The 17,035-nt window shown below is 60.0% G+C and carries 14 protein-coding genes; 1 reads left to right on the top strand and 13 read right to left on the bottom strand.

Features of this window, described 5'->3' with window-relative positions:
* Window positions 1-2 precede the first annotated feature (2 nt).
* The 5 genes from uvrC to C4J93_RS10120 all read right to left on the bottom strand — a co-directional run bounded on the left by uvrC (window position 3) and on the right by C4J93_RS10120 (window position 4,315).
* Window positions 3-1,826: an excinuclease ABC subunit UvrC gene (gene uvrC / locus C4J93_RS10140; RefSeq protein WP_124429249.1), complete on the bottom strand. Its 1,824-nt coding sequence runs from the start codon at window positions 1,824-1,826 to the stop codon at window positions 3-5.
* A gap of 1 nt (window position 1,827) precedes the next feature.
* Window positions 1,828-2,469 carry a UvrY/SirA/GacA family response regulator transcription factor gene (gene uvrY, locus C4J93_RS10135; protein ID WP_017530522.1) on the bottom strand — a complete coding sequence of 214 codons (642 nt, stop codon included), beginning with the start codon at window positions 2,467-2,469 and terminating at the stop codon, window positions 1,828-1,830.
* 151 nt (window positions 2,470-2,620) lie between these two features.
* Window positions 2,621-2,986, bottom strand: a complete 366-nt coding sequence (locus tag C4J93_RS10130; protein ID WP_124429248.1) for a helix-turn-helix domain-containing protein — start codon at window positions 2,984-2,986, stop codon at window positions 2,621-2,623.
* Window positions 2,987-3,127: 141 nt separating this feature from the next.
* Complete coding sequence (locus tag C4J93_RS10125) at window positions 3,128-3,565, bottom strand: GNAT family N-acetyltransferase (protein WP_124429247.1); 438 nt, start codon at window positions 3,563-3,565, stop codon at window positions 3,128-3,130.
* Entirely contained in the window at window positions 3,566-4,315 is a 750-nt protein-coding gene (locus tag C4J93_RS10120; protein WP_124429246.1) for a carbon-nitrogen hydrolase family protein, read from the bottom strand.
* A 616-nt stretch (window positions 4,316-4,931) separates the two neighbouring features.
* On the opposite strand from C4J93_RS10120, the gene C4J93_RS10115 reads away from it, so the two are divergent.
* Entirely contained in the window at window positions 4,932-6,011 is a 1,080-nt protein-coding gene (locus C4J93_RS10115; RefSeq protein WP_124429245.1) for a 3-deoxy-7-phosphoheptulonate synthase, read from the top strand.
* Between the two features lie 42 nt (window positions 6,012-6,053).
* Here the strand turns inward: C4J93_RS10115 and C4J93_RS10110 are convergent, their stop codons facing one another.
* From C4J93_RS10110 to C4J93_RS10075, 8 genes are all read right to left on the bottom strand, one after another.
* Window positions 6,054-6,476 carry a chemotaxis protein CheY gene (locus C4J93_RS10110; RefSeq protein ID WP_124429244.1) on the bottom strand — a complete coding sequence of 141 codons (423 nt, stop codon included), beginning with the start codon at window positions 6,474-6,476 and terminating at the stop codon, window positions 6,054-6,056.
* A gap of 133 nt (window positions 6,477-6,609) precedes the next feature.
* Window positions 6,610-10,224 (bottom strand): transporter substrate-binding domain-containing protein, encoded by a 3,615-nt coding sequence (locus C4J93_RS10105; protein ID WP_124429243.1) that lies wholly within the window; start codon window positions 10,222-10,224, stop codon window positions 6,610-6,612.
* A 6-nt stretch (window positions 10,225-10,230) separates the two neighbouring features.
* The gene (locus C4J93_RS10100) at window positions 10,231-10,857 is read right to left on the bottom strand and encodes a response regulator transcription factor (RefSeq protein WP_124429242.1); all 627 of its coding nucleotides are present in this window, start codon (window positions 10,855-10,857) and stop codon (window positions 10,231-10,233) included.
* Between the two features lie 302 nt (window positions 10,858-11,159).
* A complete protein-coding gene (locus C4J93_RS10095) occupies window positions 11,160-11,876 on the bottom strand; it encodes an MgtC/SapB family protein (protein WP_124362147.1) in 717 nt (238 codons plus the stop codon).
* Window positions 11,877-11,904: 28 nt separating this feature from the next.
* Window positions 11,905-14,610: a magnesium-translocating P-type ATPase gene (mgtA, locus tag C4J93_RS10090; protein ID WP_124429241.1), complete on the bottom strand. Its 2,706-nt coding sequence runs from the start codon at window positions 14,608-14,610 to the stop codon at window positions 11,905-11,907.
* Between the two features lie 561 nt (window positions 14,611-15,171).
* Window positions 15,172-15,771, bottom strand: coding sequence for a GNAT family N-acetyltransferase (locus tag C4J93_RS10085; RefSeq protein WP_124429240.1), 600 nt, complete (start codon window positions 15,769-15,771; stop codon window positions 15,172-15,174).
* A gap of 11 nt (window positions 15,772-15,782) precedes the next feature.
* A complete protein-coding gene (locus C4J93_RS10080; RefSeq protein ID WP_124366566.1) occupies window positions 15,783-16,127 on the bottom strand; it encodes an FKBP-type peptidyl-prolyl cis-trans isomerase in 345 nt (114 codons plus the stop codon).
* 200 nt (window positions 16,128-16,327) lie between these two features.
* Window positions 16,328-16,948, bottom strand: a complete 621-nt coding sequence (locus tag C4J93_RS10075) for a hypothetical protein (protein WP_124429239.1) — start codon at window positions 16,946-16,948, stop codon at window positions 16,328-16,330.
* Window positions 16,949-17,035: the final 87 nt, after the last annotated feature.

Below are 17,035 nucleotides of genomic sequence, written 5' to 3'. Positions count from 1 at the left end.
TTCTATTCGCTGTGCAGATTGGCATAAATCAATTCAGCGAGCTTTTTACTGATACCGGGTGCTTTGGCTATTTCGTCAATGCTGGCACGGGAGAGCTCCTGCAAGCCACCAAAATGTTTAAGCAAGTCGCGACGCCGCGTCGGGCCGACCCCCGCCACCCCTTCCAGGGTTGAGGTTCGGCGGGTTTTGCCGCGTCGTGCACGGTGGCCGGTAATGGCGAAGCGGTGGGCTTCGTCACGAATCTGTTGGATCAGGTGCAGCGCCGGAGAGTCGCCCTTCAAAGTGAACTCATGCGCGGCATCATTCAAGTACAACGTCTCGAAACCGGCCTTGCGCGTGGCGCCCTTGGCCACGCCGAGCAGGATCAGGTCGGGCACGGCCAGTTCATTGAGGACGTCGCGGGCCATGGATAACTGGCCCTTGCCGCCGTCCACCAAGAGGATATCGGGCAACTTGCCCTCGCCTTCCTTCAATCTGCTGAAGCGCCGCGTGAGGGCCTGGTGCATGGCGGCGTAGTCATCGCCGGCGGTAACGCCTTCGATGTTGTAACGCCGGTAGTCGGCCTTGATCGGGCCTTCAGGGCCGAACACCACGCAGGAGGCCACGGTGGCTTCGCCGCTGGAGTGGCTGATGTCGTAGCACTCCAGGCGCTGGGGTGGCTCGTCCAGGTTGAGCACTTCGGCCAGGGCTTCGAAGCGTGCGGCAACGTGCTGTCGATTGGCCAGGCGCGCGCCGAGGGCCTGTTCGGCGTTGGTCACGGCCAGTTGCTGCCAGCGGGCACGGGTGCCGCGAACGCGGTGGCTGATGTCCAGCTCGCGACCGCGCAGTTCATGGATCGCCTCGATCAGGGTCGGGAAATCCTCGTGGACCACGTTGACGATCAGCTCCGACGGCAAGTCGCGCTCAGGACTGCTTACGTAATATTGGCCGAGAAACGCGGCCATCACCTCGGAGACGTCTTCATCGATCCCGGTTTGCGGGAAGAAGTTCTTGCTGCCCAGCACCCGCCCGCCACGCACGCTGATCAGGTGCACACAGGCGCCACCCGGGTTGACGAACGCCGCGATCACGTCGACGTCGCCGGTGCCGCCTTCCATGCTCTGCTGGTCCTGGACGCGGCGCAGCAGCGATATCTGGTCGCGCAGCTCGGCAGCCTTCTCGAAATCCAGGATACTGGCCGCCTGCTCCATGGCCCCGGACAGTTCATCGGTCAGCGCGTTGCTGCGCCCCTCGAGGAACATCACCGAGTGACGCACATCCTCGGCGTACTCCGCCGGCTCCACCAGGCCCACACAGGGCGCCTTGCAGCGCTTGATCTGATACTGCAGGCACGGGCGCGTACGGTTCTTGTAGAAGCTGTCTTCACACTGGCGCACAAAAAACGTCTTCTGCAGCAGGCTCAAGCTCTCGCGAATGGCGCCGGCGCTGGGGTAAGGCCCGAAATACTTGCCCTTCTGCTTTTTCGCGCCCCGGTGGATGCTCAGGCGCGGGAAGGCGCCATCCGACAAAAACACGTAGGGGTAGGATTTATCGTCACGCAGCAGGATGTTATACGGCGGCCGCCATTCCTTGATCAGCGTCTGCTCAAGCAGCAGCGCTTCGGTTTCATTGGCGGTAATGGTGGTTTCGACCTGGGCGATACGCGCAACCAGGGCGGCGGTTTTCGGCGCGAGACCGGTCTTGCGAAAATAGCTCGCCAGACGGTTTTTCAGGTTCTTGGCCTTGCCCACGTAGAGCAGGCGCGCCTCGCTGTCGAACATACGGTACACGCCGGGGCGGCCGCTGCAGGTCGAGAGAAAGGCACTTGGATCAAACGGTGTGGTCATGTCAGGCGCTAGCGTCCACCATGCCGTGGCGCACCGCGAGCAGGGTCAATTCAACATCACTGCTGATGGCGAGTTTCTCGAAGATGCGATAGCGGTAGGTGTTGACGGTCTTGGGCGAGAGGCACAGCTTATCGGAGATCGACTGCACCTTCTGGCAACCGACGATCATCAAGGCGATCTGGATTTCCCGCTCCGACAGCGCGTCAAACGGCGAGTCGCTGGTGGGCTGGAAGGATTTGATGGCTAGCTGCTGGGCAATCTGCGGGCTGATGTAGCGCTGGCCAGCAAATACCAGGCGAATGGCTTGCACCATTTCCGCCAGGCCGGCGCCTTTGGTGAGGTAACCCGCGGCTCCCGCCTGCAACAGACGCGTAGGAAACGGGTCTTCCTCGCACACCGTTACCACCACAACCTTGATATCCGGATGGCTGCGCAATAATTTGGTAGTGGCGCCCAGACCGCCGATCCCCGGCATCTTGACGTCCATCAACACCACATCGGGTTTCAATTCCCGGGCCTTGATCAGAGATTCCTCCCCCGACTCGGCCTGGCCGACTACTTGCAGGCCGTCGATGTCAGCCAGCATTCGTGTAATGCCTGTACGAACGAGATCATGGTCATCGACTACTAGCACCCTAATCAAGCAGACACCTCGCGATATGGTCTTATAGGTTGCTGAACACCTTAGCAAAAAACCAGGGCGCAGACCTAGCTGCAAGCGTCATATATGTGGAGTTTGAGCGCTTGGCACGCCTCTATCGAGCGGCGAACGGCCGGATTTGCTGGGCAAAAGGTCAGGAATCCTGCGGCGCAGGCTTGGTTTTTCCATGGCGAGAAAGGGAATGCTCGGCCAGGGTCGACGTCAGGCGGCGGATTGCCTCTTGGTCTTCCTTGAGCAATGCCCGGTAATCAACCAACACTTTTTCTTCAAGCTGGCTCAGATTTTCCAGTGGAGTCGGCGTCGCTGTCCCGGTCAACACGTACAGCACATCCACGCCTCTGCTGGCCACGCGAGACAAGTAGTCGGCCTTGGGCGCGCGCCCACCGCTTTCATATTTGCCCTGGGCGTTGGCTTCGACGCCTCCGATTTCACCAAACACTTTTTGCGACAGGCCAAGTCGCTCTCTTTCTTGCCTTAAACGCGAACCGATTCCACTCATCTGGATGCATGATCCTATTTGGCACACCGCAAGAGGTGACAGGCTCATCACTTCGTTAAACAAATTAAACGTTTTTTTGAACTATGCCCGCAATGCGTACCCCTGCACAAGACCAGGCTGAAACATCAAGGAACGGCACCGTCAACAGGATGTTGAGCGACAAACGCGTTCCATCCGCCAGAATCCGGCGTCTTCACCGACAACGCTGAACCCCGTGCGCTGATAAAGCCTTTTGGCCGGATTGGTCTTGAACACGGTTAAACGCAACAGGCCAGGCACTTGGGCCTTGAGCGCCATCTGCTCCAGCACCCAAGTGCCCGCACCGAGCCCGCGATAGGCCTCGAGCATATGCAGTTCGCGGATATAGAGCGCGTTGCTATCACGGCTCAGGCTGATAAACCCGGCAACGCAGTCATCCGCGTAAATCAGCCAGTTTTCCCGAGCAGCCCAGGCCCTATCAAAGCCATCGTCGGACCACAGCAACTGGTTTTGCACGTAGTAACGGTCCATCGCTCGGTGAGTCAGGGATCGTGCAAAAGGCAGGTCGTGTTCCGTCGCAGCGCGCAGGTAGAAAGGCATTTACACAGCCACCACGTGCCCAACCCAGCGCTCGCCATCGCGACGGGCAATCGCCAGCGCTTCGCCGACCCCAGGCACCGCCGCCAGCAAACGACCATCATCCGCCCATATCGCACTGCGGCCGGCACAAGCCCAGCCGCCCGACGGGCCACCATGGTTAGCCATCAACACCAGAAGGCGATGCTCGGCCGCATACCCCTGGAGCAGCGCGCTGTCCGTGGCGTAGCCGCTCTCGCTGATCAATACGCCTGCGGCATAGACCGTGGCGCCCGCCAGCGCCGCCTGGCGCGGATGACTGGCGTGGGAAAAGTCAGCGCACACAGCCAGCGCAATACGATCCTTCCCCCACTCAAGCGCCGCACCGCCCTGCCCGGCCGCAAACGCGAGTTCTTCGCCCGGATGCAGATGCTGTTTGGTGTAGACCGCCACCGAGCCATCAGCCCCCAGAACCAAGGCGCCAATCAGTACATCCGCCCGTGGCGCCAGGCGGATCGGCATACCTACCACCGCCGTCAACTGCAGCTCCTGGGCCATCTCGCGTAATGGCATCAGCAGTGGGTCTTCAGGCGCAATGGCCAGCTTGGCTGCCAGCGCGGGCTCATAGCCGGTCAGCGACAGCTCTGGAAACACCAGCAATTGCACGCCCTGTGCAGCGGCAGCCTGCATGAACTCAAGATGTCGCGCGATGTTGGCTGCTACGTCGCCTGCGATGGAAAGGGTTTGCGCCGCAGCAAGGGTCAAGGCAGTCATGGTTGCGTCCTGGCAATCTTAAGTGCGTTCAGCATATCGACACTCCCCCCATAGCCGTAAGTCCCCCCATGCGATAGAAATTACTGATTGAATCCACCTGCGCCGCTCTAGTAAGCTCCCCGCATCATTTGGAGACATGCCATGTTGCAACTCACCCACACTCAGGTTTGCCCCGCTGCCAGCGCATCGCGCTCGGTGTCGGCTACCCGTGTGAACGGTTCGAGCGCACTGGTCAGCTTTTATTTTGGGTATTGGTTTAGCCGCTGGCGCGCCTGATACCTGAAATCGGCGCCCACTACTCAAGGGGTCGCCTGCCAGAGAAATCTAACCCCCGGTCGGCTCCCCGACCGGGGGTTTTGTTTTTTCAGGCCCTGATAATTTTTTTGATCCGGACACTTAAATAAAGGAATCACGCCATGAACACCATCACCTATTACCGCCACGACACTTGCGCTGCATGGCGATTTAGCCAGCTCCGTTCGGGACAGCCTGCCGCCTCCGACCGGTCACTTCTTGGTGGCAAGCCAACACACGTAGCCGATACGGCCAATTGTCGAACACCCCAGTAGGCCAAGCGCGCGGGAATTGCCCGCCGCTTGCCCAGGAAATCTAGAATATGAACGTCTCTGTCGCCGCTTTGCCCGTCTCCACCCTGGACAGCGCCAATGAAGCCCTGACCCAGCGCCTGCCCAGCGCCCTTGAACTCAAGCATCAACTGCCCCTCAGCCCGTTCCTCAATGAACAGGTACACGCCCACCGCCAAGCCGTGCGCGCCATCCTCAATGGTCATGATCCACGCTTGCTGGTGATTGTCGGCCCGTGCTCGATACACGACCCGCAATCGGCCCTGGAATACGCGCGTAACCTGAAGAAGCTCGCGCTTGAAGTCAGCGACCAGATGCTGCTGGTCATTCGCGCCTACGTCGAAAAACCGCGCACGACTATTGGCTGGAAAGGCCTGGCTTACGATCCGCACCTCGATGGCAGCGACGACATGGCCGCAGGACTTGCGCTGTCTCGGGAACTGATGCGCGAAATGCTGCGCCTGGGCTTGCCGGTCGCCACCGAGCTGCTGCAACCCATGGCCGCCGGCTACTTCGATGACCTGCTCAGTTGGGTCGCGATTGGCGCGCGCACCACCGAATCGCAGATCCACCGCGAAATGGCCAGCGGCCTGGGCATGCCCGTTGGCTTTAAAAACGGCACCGACGGCGGCGTCGCGATTGCCTGTGACGCGATGCGCTCGGCCTCGCACTCGCACCGCCACTTCGGCGTCGACAGCCAGGGCCATCCGGCGATCATCCGGACGTCAGGCAACCCCGACACCCACCTGGTGCTGCGCGGCGGTCACCGCGGGCCAAACTACGATGCGCAGAGCGTGTCCCGAGTCAAACACGACCTGGCCAAATCCAGCGTGGCGGCACGCATCATGGTCGATTGCAGCCACGCCAACAGCGGCAAAGACCCGTTGCGCCAGCCGGCGGTGTTCAGCGAGGTGCTGGAGCAACGCTTGCAAGGCGATACGTCGCTGATCGGCATGATGCTCGAAAGCCACCTGTTCGAAGGTTGCCAGCCTCTGAGCCCGTCAATGAAATACGGCGTGTCGGTAACCGATGGCTGCCTGGGTTGGGCGGGCACCGAGCAGTTGCTGCGCAGTGCCGCCGAGCGCCTTCGTGAACACAGCCATACCCAGTGATTGGCCGTCATCGGGCCAAGCCACCTGGGCAGTTACGTAGGCCTAGACGCCGACCACCGGTTGGCGGGACAGCGCCCTTAGCCACGGCAAAACCCGCAAGCCGGTCATGGCCTCGGGAGGGTCGATGATGTCCATGAAATGTTCGAGATTGACGTTATCCGGTACGCCCGGCAGGCGTACCGCTACCGTCGGCATTGCGCCGACGGGACCACCCAGGTCAAGGTTGTCGTAGATCAATACATGGCGTGCCTGAGGGTGGGGCCCACGCGCATGGGCCGCCAGCCCCGCATTGATGATCAGCACATCGAAGGGTTCGGCCGGAATGGCGGTGAGAATCTGGACTTCTTCGAAGGTTTGCACCGGCACGATCCGGTGATACCCCAACTGGTTAAGCATCTTTTCGATGTAGAGCCGCTGCAAGTGCAGATCATCGGCAATCAGAATGGTCAGTGCTTTGTTCGGCATGGCAAGCCCCTGGGCAGGCAGCGCTCGTCAGTGAGCGTGGCCCATTTTCCAGACAAATCCCGACGACAAAATCAGGCATGTTCCCCCATCACGTAGGACTTCTCCCAAAAGCTCCGAATGGTCGTCATCGGGATCAAGACTGATTGCAATGGAGACTCAACCCCTCATGCAAAGCGATCATCGCCTGCGTCACCTCACCGATCGCCACCCCCAGCGCGTTGCGGTCCTGGCTTTCACAGGCTGCCTCCAGTGCTTCACAGCGAGCGATCAACACCTGTGCCTTGACCATGCTGGCACCGCCCTTGGCGCGATGGGCGAGGTCGTGCAGCCTGGCGAAGTCGGCCTTGCGTTGCAGCGTCGGCAATAGCGCCCGGTCCGCCTCGAGGCTGTCGAGCAAGGGGGTCAACAATTCGGTAAGCGCGTGATGGTCCTCGCCTGTCAACGCGATCAAGGTGCTCAAATCAAATGCTGCCGCCTCTGGGCTCAGGGCGTAAGTGGAGCGCGACGCCAGCGCCACGCGCAAATCGTCAAGCCCGGTGGGTTTGAACAGGCACCCATCCATACCGGCTTGCCGACAGCGCTCGGCCTCTTCGGGTTGTGCATTGGCGGTAAACCCCAGCAGCAGGCACGGCACCAGGCCTCGTTCACGCTCCAATACGCGGATGTCCCGTGCCAACTGGTAGCCATTCTTGAACGGCATGTTGCAATCGGTGATGACGCCATCGAACTGCCCGGCACGCCACTGCTCGAGCCCCTGAATCCCGTCCTCGGCCGTGGTGATACGGTGGCCCAGGAAACTCAACTGCCGAGCCAGCAGCAAGCGGTTGGCCGGGTAGTCGTCCACCACCAGGATACTCAGGGCATCGGGAGGCTCTGCCGGAGGGTTTGCCGACGCTCCCTCCTGCGCCAATACAGCGGTCATGACCAAGGCCAACGTTACATCTACCCGCGAGCCCTGCCCCAGCACACTGCTCAAGTGCAGTCGCCCCCCCATCATTTCGCACAGGTTGCGGCTGATCACCAACCCCAGGCCGGAGCCGCTACGTGCCGACTGTTCGCCATTGCTGCCCTGGATAAAGGGGCTGAACAGGCGCAGCTGGTCGTGGGCGCTGATGCCAATTCCGGTGTCCTGCACCCAGAATTTCAGCTCCAGATGCTCCCCTTCGAACGCCGCAAGAGCACCGAGCCTGACCTCGCCCTCGTGGGTAAACTTTATGGCATTGCTCAGCAAATTCGACACCACCTGCTTGAAACGCAGTGGGTCAATCAGGACCACGCGGTCGATCAACGGATCGAGTTCAACCTGCAGCGCCAGCCCCTTGGCCCGCGCCAGACCTTCGAACACCCGCACCACCGAGGTCAGTAACTCGTACAGATTGGCCGGTTCCAGGGCCAACGACAGATGACCGGACTCGATCCGTGCGATGTCGAGAATATCGCCGATCAATTCCAGCATGCCACGCGAAGCCTCCGACGCCACTTCCAGGGCATCCCGGTCGGCCACGCCCCGCTCGGCATTCTTCAGGGCCAGCTCGATCATGCCGATCACCGCGTTCATCGGCGTACGGATCTCGTGACTCATGGTCGCCAGGAAGGTGGTCTTGGCCCGGTTGGCAGCGTCAGCCTCGTCTTTGGCTTCTTGCAGCTGACCCAACAACTGTTGGCGCTCGCTGACGTCCACCCAACCGGCAATCATGCCCACCACTTTCTCGTCACCGTCGCGATAGGGCAGCATCCACTGGTAGATGGTCAGGGCATCGCCGTTGGGCAATTTGAGTATTCGATCATGAATCTGCGGCTCGCCTTCTGCCATAAGGCGCAGGTAATCCTGATGAAACGACTGAGCCTGGGGCAGGTTGCCGGCGTCGGTTTCGACCACGGTTTTACCAATCACGTCTTCGAGCTTATAACCGAATACGTCCAGGTAAGCGTTATTGCAGGCCATCAATCGCCCCTGCCGGTCACGCACGTAAATCGGGTGCGGCGTGCCGTCGATCAACACGCTCATGAAGCGCATCTGGTCGCTCAAGGCGCGTTCGGCCTGGACGCGCTTGCGAATCAGGCGGCGCAAGTAGATGGCCCAGCTCAACGTGACGATCAGCAGCAACGCGGCCAGCCCGAACCCCTGAATGATCATGTTGCGGTGCCGTAGCCAATAGCTGTCTTCGATGATCACCTCGCTGCGCCATTGGGTGATCATTTCATCCATTTCCTGCGGGGTGATGCTCAGCAGCGCTTTATCGAGGATCGAATAAAGCTCCAACTGACTGCGGTTGACCCCGAACGTGATTCGCGCAGGCTCGGAGCCGACCGTACTGGTGATGCGCAAACGGTCGCGGTAATACCGGGCGATCATATAGCGCGCACTGATCAGCGAATTGACCGCCCCCTCCGCTTCGCCTCTGGCTACCATCGCCATCGCCTGCTCCGCGCTGTCCACATCGATAAACACGACGCCGGGAAAGTCCCGCATGATCGTATCGCGCAGTCCGTTGCCGCTGATCATCGCCAGGCGTTTACCCACCATATCTTCCAATGTGACCGGGCTATGTTCATCACCCCGGGTTATCAGCACCAAGGCGTTGGTCAGGTAGGGCCGGGTGAACCGCACCTTTTCGGCGCGTTCGACACTGGGGGTCACGACCGCCAGCATATCCGCCGCGCCCGCACTGACCTGGTCGATCTGTTGGGGTATCGAGCTACCCCGTACCACGTCGAACTTCAAACCGGTGCGCAGGCTGATACGCGACAGCACCTCGGCACTCAGCCCCTCGAACTGGCCCCGATCATCGATGACCGACAGCGGCAGGAGCTTGTCCAGCACCGCGACCTTGACCCGTGGATGCTTGAGGAGCCAGCGTTGTTCACTGGCACTCAAGTGCAACCGACCGGCACCGACAATACCGAGGTTGCCGCCGCTCCAGCGGCGCAATATTTCCATTTGCTCCCCGGCAGGAATCGCCTCCAGCGCCGCATTGATGATCGGCGGCAGCCGCGTATTCTGCCGGGTGAATGCAAAGGCGAACGGGTTGACTTCAAGGGTGGAAAAATCCGCCATGCGCACAATATTGAGCTGGTTTCGGTGGATCAGGTAATTGGTGCTGATGGCATCACCCAGATACACATCGGCGCGGCCAAACGCTACTGCACCAATCGCCTCGAAGGCCGAAGAAAACAACTCCACCTGGGCATGGGGGTAAAAAGCCCGTACCACCTCAGGTTGCAAATAGTGATAGAGCATCGCCACGCGCTTGCCCGCCAAGTCCTCGGTCAGCGCCTGGCTATCGCTGGTGCGGGTCACCAGGGTGGGTTGGTCATTGGCGTAGGAACGGGACAGGACCAGTTGCGGGTCGGCCGCTTCATAACCATTGGCCGAGCCGAGGAAATCCACATCGCCTCGCTTGAGGGCTTCGATCACTTCATCGCGCGTTTCGTAACACCGAACTTCAATGGAGATATTCAGGGCCTGGCTGACCAGCGCTGCAAAATCGGCGGTAATGCCTTCGAGCTCCTCACGGTTATTGGTCAGGTCAAACGGGGCGTAATCGGGAGCGGACACCCCCATCAGCAAGGTGCGCCGTTCGCGCAACCAGCGCCAGTCGGCCTCTTGCAGCGTGACGACGGGAGGGTCAATACGAGAGTGGCCCAACAGCCGCAAAACCGTGGGCTCGTCAAAGGCCATCGCGGCCATGGGCAACAGGCTCAACCAGAGGATCGTGGCGAACCGCTTGAACGCGATGGCGGTCATTTCAAATCAGATCAGATGATTGCGCTGGGCAAATTTGGACAGGTGCACCACTGAGGACATACGTAACTTTTCCTTGAGGCGTGTTTTGTAAGTGCTGATCGTCTTGTGGCTCAGCAGCATGTCTTCAGCAATTTCCTTGTTGCCCAGCCCCAGGGCCAGTTTCTGCAATACGGTCAATTCACGGTCCGACAAGCACTCGATCATCTGCCGCTCCGTTTCTTGCAGATCGTCACGGCGTACCGAGCTGGTAGGCAGGCTTGGGAAACAGCTGTAGCCGGACTGGATCGCTCTGATAGCCTTTTGCAATTCGTCCAGCTCGCCGGTCTTGGCCACAAACCCCATGGCCCCGGCTCGCATGCAACGGGTGGAAAAAAACACGGCCAGGTAGGAGGTCAGCACCAGGATCCTGCACGGCAGGCCCAGGGACTTGATCCGACAGATAACTTCCAACCCACCCAGCTTGGGCATCGCCAGGTCGAGGATGATCAGTTCGGGACGTTGCTCCCGCGCCAATTGCATTGCATCTGCACCGTCACCCGCCTGATAAATCTCATCGAATCCTTCCAACTTCAGCAAATGCTTGACGGTCGCACGTATAAACGGATGGTCATCCACGATTAATGCTTTGCTCATACACACCCCTAGGCTGTCAAAGTACCCTTACACATCAACCGGGACCTAGGTACCTGTGAGAAATGACAGTTCCGACAAACGGTACTGCACCCGCTCAGGACGATAATCGCTCGCAGCCTGGCCCCTTCCATTGAACATCACGAGCAATCACGGCTGAACGAGAACGAGCGCCCAGCCGTAAGTGCCCAACCTTAACAATGCAATGACGTTTTGATTGAAGGGATAGTCCTGACTACTTGTAGGATTTTTCCTCGCAAAAAAGCTTAGTCGATATTGGCTCGACGGGCTTTCAGGCGGGCGGGTCAGTCGGTGGTACTCGGGCTCCAGAACGCCTGCACCACCAGGCTGGAGGTGGAAATACGCGCCACCAATGCATCCAGCTCGTCACCGTCGACCGACGTCGCGGCCAGGGTGGCCTCGATTTCAACTTCTTCGCTGCCGAACGGCCTTACGTCGACATCACTGGCCGGGTAGTTGCATCGCGCCAGCTCGGCTTCCAACAGCACCATGACCGCCTGTTGCTGGCTGCGCCGCGCGATGACATAGAGGATGTTGGTGACCTCGGCCGAGACTACGTCCAAAGGCTGGCGGTTGATGTTGTTGACGATCGGCCGCAGCAACGTATTGGCGGCCAGTACGAACAGCGTACCCAGCAAGGCCTCGAGGATCAGGTCGGCCCCCGCACAGGCTCCCACTGCGGCCGACGCCCAGAGGGTGGCGGCTGTATTGAGCCCGCGCACATTGCCTTCTTCGCGCATGATCACCCCGGCCCCCAGGAAGCCGATGCCCGACACCACATACGCGACCACGCGCACCGCGCCTTCCGCACCGCCCAAGCGATTGGCCATGTCGACAAAGATCGCTGCGCCGACCGCCACCAGCACATTGGTGCGCAAGCCTGCGGTGCGCTGGCGGTACTGGCGCTCGAAGCCGATCAAGCCGCCAAGGAGGAACGCCGCCGTGAGGCTGACGACGGTATCCACCAGAGAGTCGAGGTTGATGTTGTTGATTGCCTGCATATAAAAACTTCCATGACTGCTGCGGCAACTACTGCCAGCCAAACTTGCGGATGTAGTAGCCCTTCACCGCCTGGGTCAGCGCCATGTACGCCAGCAAGATCACGGGCAGGAACACGAAGTACAGCGACGGCAGCGCCTGCAGTTTGAAGTAATGCGCCAGTGGTCCCATCGGCAGGAAGATCCCGACCGCCATGATCACGCCCGTCATGACCATCAACGGCATCGCCGCACGGCTTTGCAGGAACGGGATTTTCGGGGTGCGGATCATGTGCACGATCAACGTCTGGGTGAGCAGCCCCACCACGAACCAGCCCGACTGGAACAGGGTCTGGTGGTCCGGCGTGTTGGCATCGAACACGTACCACATGAGCGCGAACGTAGTGATGTCAAAGATCGAGCTGATCGGCCCGAAGAACAGCATGAAGCGGCCCACATCTCCCGGCTGCCAGCGTTGCGGCTTGGCGAGCATCTCCTCGTCGACGTTGTCGAACGGAATCGCGATCTGCGAGATGTCATACAGCAGGTTCTGCACCAGCAGGTGCATCGGCAGCATTGGCAGAAACGGGATGAACGCGCTCGCCACCAGCACCGAGAACACGTTGCCGAAGTTAGAGCTGGCGGTCATCTTGATGTACTTGAGCATGTTGGCGAAGGTGCGGCGGCCTTCCAGCACGCCCTCCTCCAGGATCATCAGGCTCTTTTCCAGCAGGATGATGTCGGCGGCCTCCTTGGCGATGTCTACCGCGCTGTCCACCGAAATGCCGATATCCGCGGTACGCAGTGCCGGCGCATCATTGATGCCATCCCCCATGAACCCGACCACATGCCCGTTGGCCTTGAGCAGGCGCACGATGCGCTCCTTGTGGCTGGGCGTGAGCTTGGCGAACACATTGGTGGTTTCCACGGCCTGGGCCAGCTCGGCGTCGGTCATGTCCTCGATGTCGTTACCCATCAGCAGCCCTTGCTGCTCCAGGCCGACTCCACGGCAGATCTTTGCGGTGACTCGTTCGTTATCGCCCGTCAGCACTTTGACCGCTACGCCATGGGCCTTCAGGGCCTTGAGCGCAGGCGCGGTGCTTTCCTTGGGTGGGTCGAGGAAGGCCACATAGCCGATCAGGGTCAGGTTGTTTTCATCCGCCAGGCTGTAGGTATCGCGACCTGGCGCCATCGGTTGTGCGGCCACGGCCACCACCCGCAGGCCCTCATCATTGAACGCTGCGGTCACCTGGCGAATGCGCGCCAGCAGTTCGTCCGTCAATGCCTCGTTGACCTCGCCATGGCGCACGGTGCTGCACACTGCCAAAATCTCCTCCACCGCGCCTTTGCAGATCAGCAGATGCGGCTGGTCCTGCTCCGCCACCACTACCGACATGCGACGCCGATTGAAGTCGAATGGAATCTCATCGACCTTCTGGAAGGCGGTACCGACCTTTAAGTCACGATGGATTTCGACGTGCTCGAGCACGGCCACATCCAGCAGGTTTTTCAAACCGGTCTGGTAGTAGCTGTTGAGGTAGGCCATTTCCAGTACATCCTCGGATTCCTGGCCCCACACATCCACATGGCGCGCCAGGAAAATCCTGTCCTGGGTAAGCGTGCCGGTCTTGTCGGTGCACAATACATCCATGGCGCCGAAATTCTGGATCGCGTCGAGGCGCTTGACGATGACCTTCTTGCGCGACAGAAACACCGCGCCCTTGGCCAACGTCGAGGTGACGATCATCGGCAGCATTTCCGGGGTAAGGCCCACGGCAATCGACAGCGCGAACAGCAACGCTTCGGTCCAGTCACCCTTGGTGAACCCGTTGATGAACAACACCAGCGGGGCCATCACGAACATGAAACGGATCAACAGCCAGCTGACCTTGTTGACTCCCTGCTGGAAGGAAGTGGTGGCACGGTCGGTCGCCGTGACGCGTTGCGCCAGGGCGCCGAAGTAAGTGTGGTTGCCGGTGGCGAGAATCACCGCCGTGGCGGCGCCGGACACCACGTTGGTGCCCATGAACAGGATGTTTTCCAAGTCCAGCGGGTTGCGAACCTGGGCATCCTGCTGCTGGACGAACTTCTCCACCGGCATCGATTCACCGGTCATCGCCGCCTGGCTGACGAACAGGTCCTTGGCACTGAGTACGCGGCAATCAGCGGGAATCATGTCGCCGGCCGACAGCACGATCAGATCGCCCGGTACCAGTTGCTTGATCGGCAGCTCAAGACGCTTGGCCGCGTCCCGGCGCAACACTGTGGCCGTGTTGCTGACCATGGCCTTCAAGGCGTCGGCGGCCTTGTTCGATTTGGCCTCCTGCCAGAAACGCAACAGGGTCGACAGCACCACCATGGAGAAAATCACCAAAGCGGCCTTCATGTCCTCGGTCAGCCAGGAGATCACCGCCAGCAACGTCAGCAGCAGGTTGAACGGGTTTTTATAGCAGTGCCACACGTGCACCCACCAAGGCAGCGGCTGCTCGTGCTCGACTTCATTGAGCCCGTACTGCCCGCGCAACGCGTCGGCCTCCTGGGTGTTCAAACCCTCGGCGTGGCTGCCCAGCATGCCCAGCAGCTGCACGGCACTGCCGTTGGCTGCGGCCACCAGGGTTTGCGCGAGGCTAGGCGGTACTTCGCGGCTGACGCTGGCGTCGGTCACGGTCTCCAGCATCGTCAGGCGCCGAAAGTGCCGGGCGATATGCCGGGTCCGCAGAAAACCGGCGAAGAACTCTTTGAGCAGCGTGAGGTTCATGGTGTTACTCCTGCGCGATGAAAAACCCTCGTGCAGGTACCGCCCATCCGCACTGCGCCTGCCGAACAGGCGCAGCCGAACCTGGCCCGCCCACCGTAAAAGGCAGGCGCGTCCGTAGCCTCCCGAGGCAACTCGGGTGCTGGTCAGCGTCGATGAGAGGGATCAGGCAGGCGCCAGGAATGGCTGCTGCCGAGATGCCGCTTCTCGCTTTTCTGGCGAGACAACGGCATCGAAAAAATGCGCGTTACCTTGCCAAGTATGTGCCGGTTACTGAAACCGGCCGACTACTGTCACTCGAACAAGTACCCACTGAGGGTCTCCGCTATTGATGAAAACGCGCGAAGCTTACGCCGCGATTTATGCAGAGTAAACCGTAGGAAAGTTTCCGCATGGTGAATAAGAAATTTCTTCAGGATGGGTTCAGGAACCCCTTTCTCGACCACACCAATGAGCAATGTGGGGGGGCTTGCTCCCGATGGCGGTGTGTCAGCTACTAATTCATGCCTGACACTCTGCCTTTGCAGGCAAGCCCCGCAACATGGGCTCGGTGTAAGTTCCAGGCTATGGAGCACCGGGGCGGTCGCGCTCGACCAAGGCCAGATAGGCATCAATACCCTTTTCGGCAATCGGCTTGACCTGAATCAGTACCCTATTCACCTGCCGCCCCATTGCAATCCCCTCTCGAATGCGCACCGTCACATACCCCAGCCTGGGCCAAAAACGCTCGGCCTTGGTATTGCCAACCACAACCGTCAACCGCAACCAGTGGGCACCCTTCCCCACCGCCCATGCCTCGAGGTCCGCGTGCAGCCGCTGCGCCAGCCCGCTGCCGTGCCAACGTGTATGCACCATCAACAATCCGATATGCCACACTCCGACGGCGAGCAAATCTGCGGCGATATTCACCACGGCGACCAATTGGTTTTGCGCATCGCGGTAACCCAACCAGTACATCCGCCTGCAACGCCAGCCTGCGGGCAATTGGCCGTTTAGCTCATCCCGAGCCTCAATCGGGGTAGCGGGTTCGCCGTTAACCGCCTTGAAGTAATCCGGCGCTTGTTCAAAAAAATCTTGCAGTTCAGCCTCGTCACAACCAAGTAGCTCAACCACCCGAATGCCTTCGAGGGAGCAGCCAGGCAACACGCGTGGATCAACGTCCATATTCAATCCTTTCAATCATCCCGCGTCAGCACTTCCAGCAATTCAATCTCGAAACGCAGGTTGCTGTTTGGCTTGATATGCGCACCCATCGAGCGCTCGCCGTAGGCCAGGTGCGCCGGTACATACAACGTGCGTATACCGCCAACCTGCATGCCCATCAATCCCTGGTCCCAACCCTTGATCACCCGACCTGTACCAATCACGCACTGAAACGGTTTGCCCCGCTCCCAAGACGAATCGAACACCGTGCCGTCTTCCAGGGTGCCGGTGTATTGAGTGGTAATCAGCGCGCCCTTGACCACGGCTTTGCCGTCGCCCAGGCGGATGTCGGTGATCTGCAATTCATCGTTGCTCATGGGGCTCTCATTGAAGGCGTGAAAGGCTGCGGTTTTCCCAGAACCGGGTGGGTTTTGCAAGTGTCATGGCCACGCGATCCAATGTGGGAGGGGGCTTGCTCCCGATGCGGTGCATCAGTCACCCCATCATGACTGACAGCCTGCTATCGGGAGCAAGCCCCCTCCCACATTTCGATTTGCATGCATCCAGTAATCGGCGTTTATAACCAATGCCAGAACCGACTCCAAAACCCTCGCCCCAATTCATCCTTGCACCCGGCATACTGCCGCGCATACATCTGCGAACGGGCCTGCACTTTGCTCGCCACCGGCGGCAGCCAGGCTTTGCTGGCATAGGTGCGCTGACGATAACCACCCCAGCCTTCGTGGTAGTTCAGGTATTGGCCGTAGGCGTCGTACTTGTAGACGCCGTTGATGCTGTAGGTCTTGTCCATGTACCAACCGATAAAGTCGATGGCGTCGTCGAAATCCTCGCGATCGGCGCCGCTGCGGCCGGTGCTTTTGCGGTAGTCATTCCACACTTCATCCTTGGCCTGGGCATAGCCGGAAGCGGTGGAAACGCGCCCCCAGGGAATGATCCACAGTAGGTATTTACGCGGCGTCTTGGCATCGTAGCGAAAGCCCGACTCCTGATACATGATCGCGAAGGGCACCTGGATCGGCACGCCCCAGCGGTTTTGCGTGACCTTGGCCGCGTCGTACCAGTCATCCTTTTCGCGAAAGATGCCGCAGATATCATTGGGCGTGCGTGGCGGCGAGGTGCCGCACGCCGCCAACAGGGAAGTGAGCAGTAACAGTCCGACGGTTTTGCTTGCGCTCAAAGGGCACCCTTGCGTGAAACGCGTAAAATCCCGGCATTTTACGCGCTCACACAGGCGGAGTCCTTACTGCAAACCATATCAAGCCAA

It is taken from the genome of Pseudomonas sp. R2-37-08W (assembly GCF_003851705.1).
Taxonomy (GTDB): domain Bacteria; phylum Pseudomonadota; class Gammaproteobacteria; order Pseudomonadales; family Pseudomonadaceae; genus Aquipseudomonas.
Note: the sequence above shows the minus strand (reverse complement) of the source record. Positions and strands in the feature narration are given on the sequence as shown.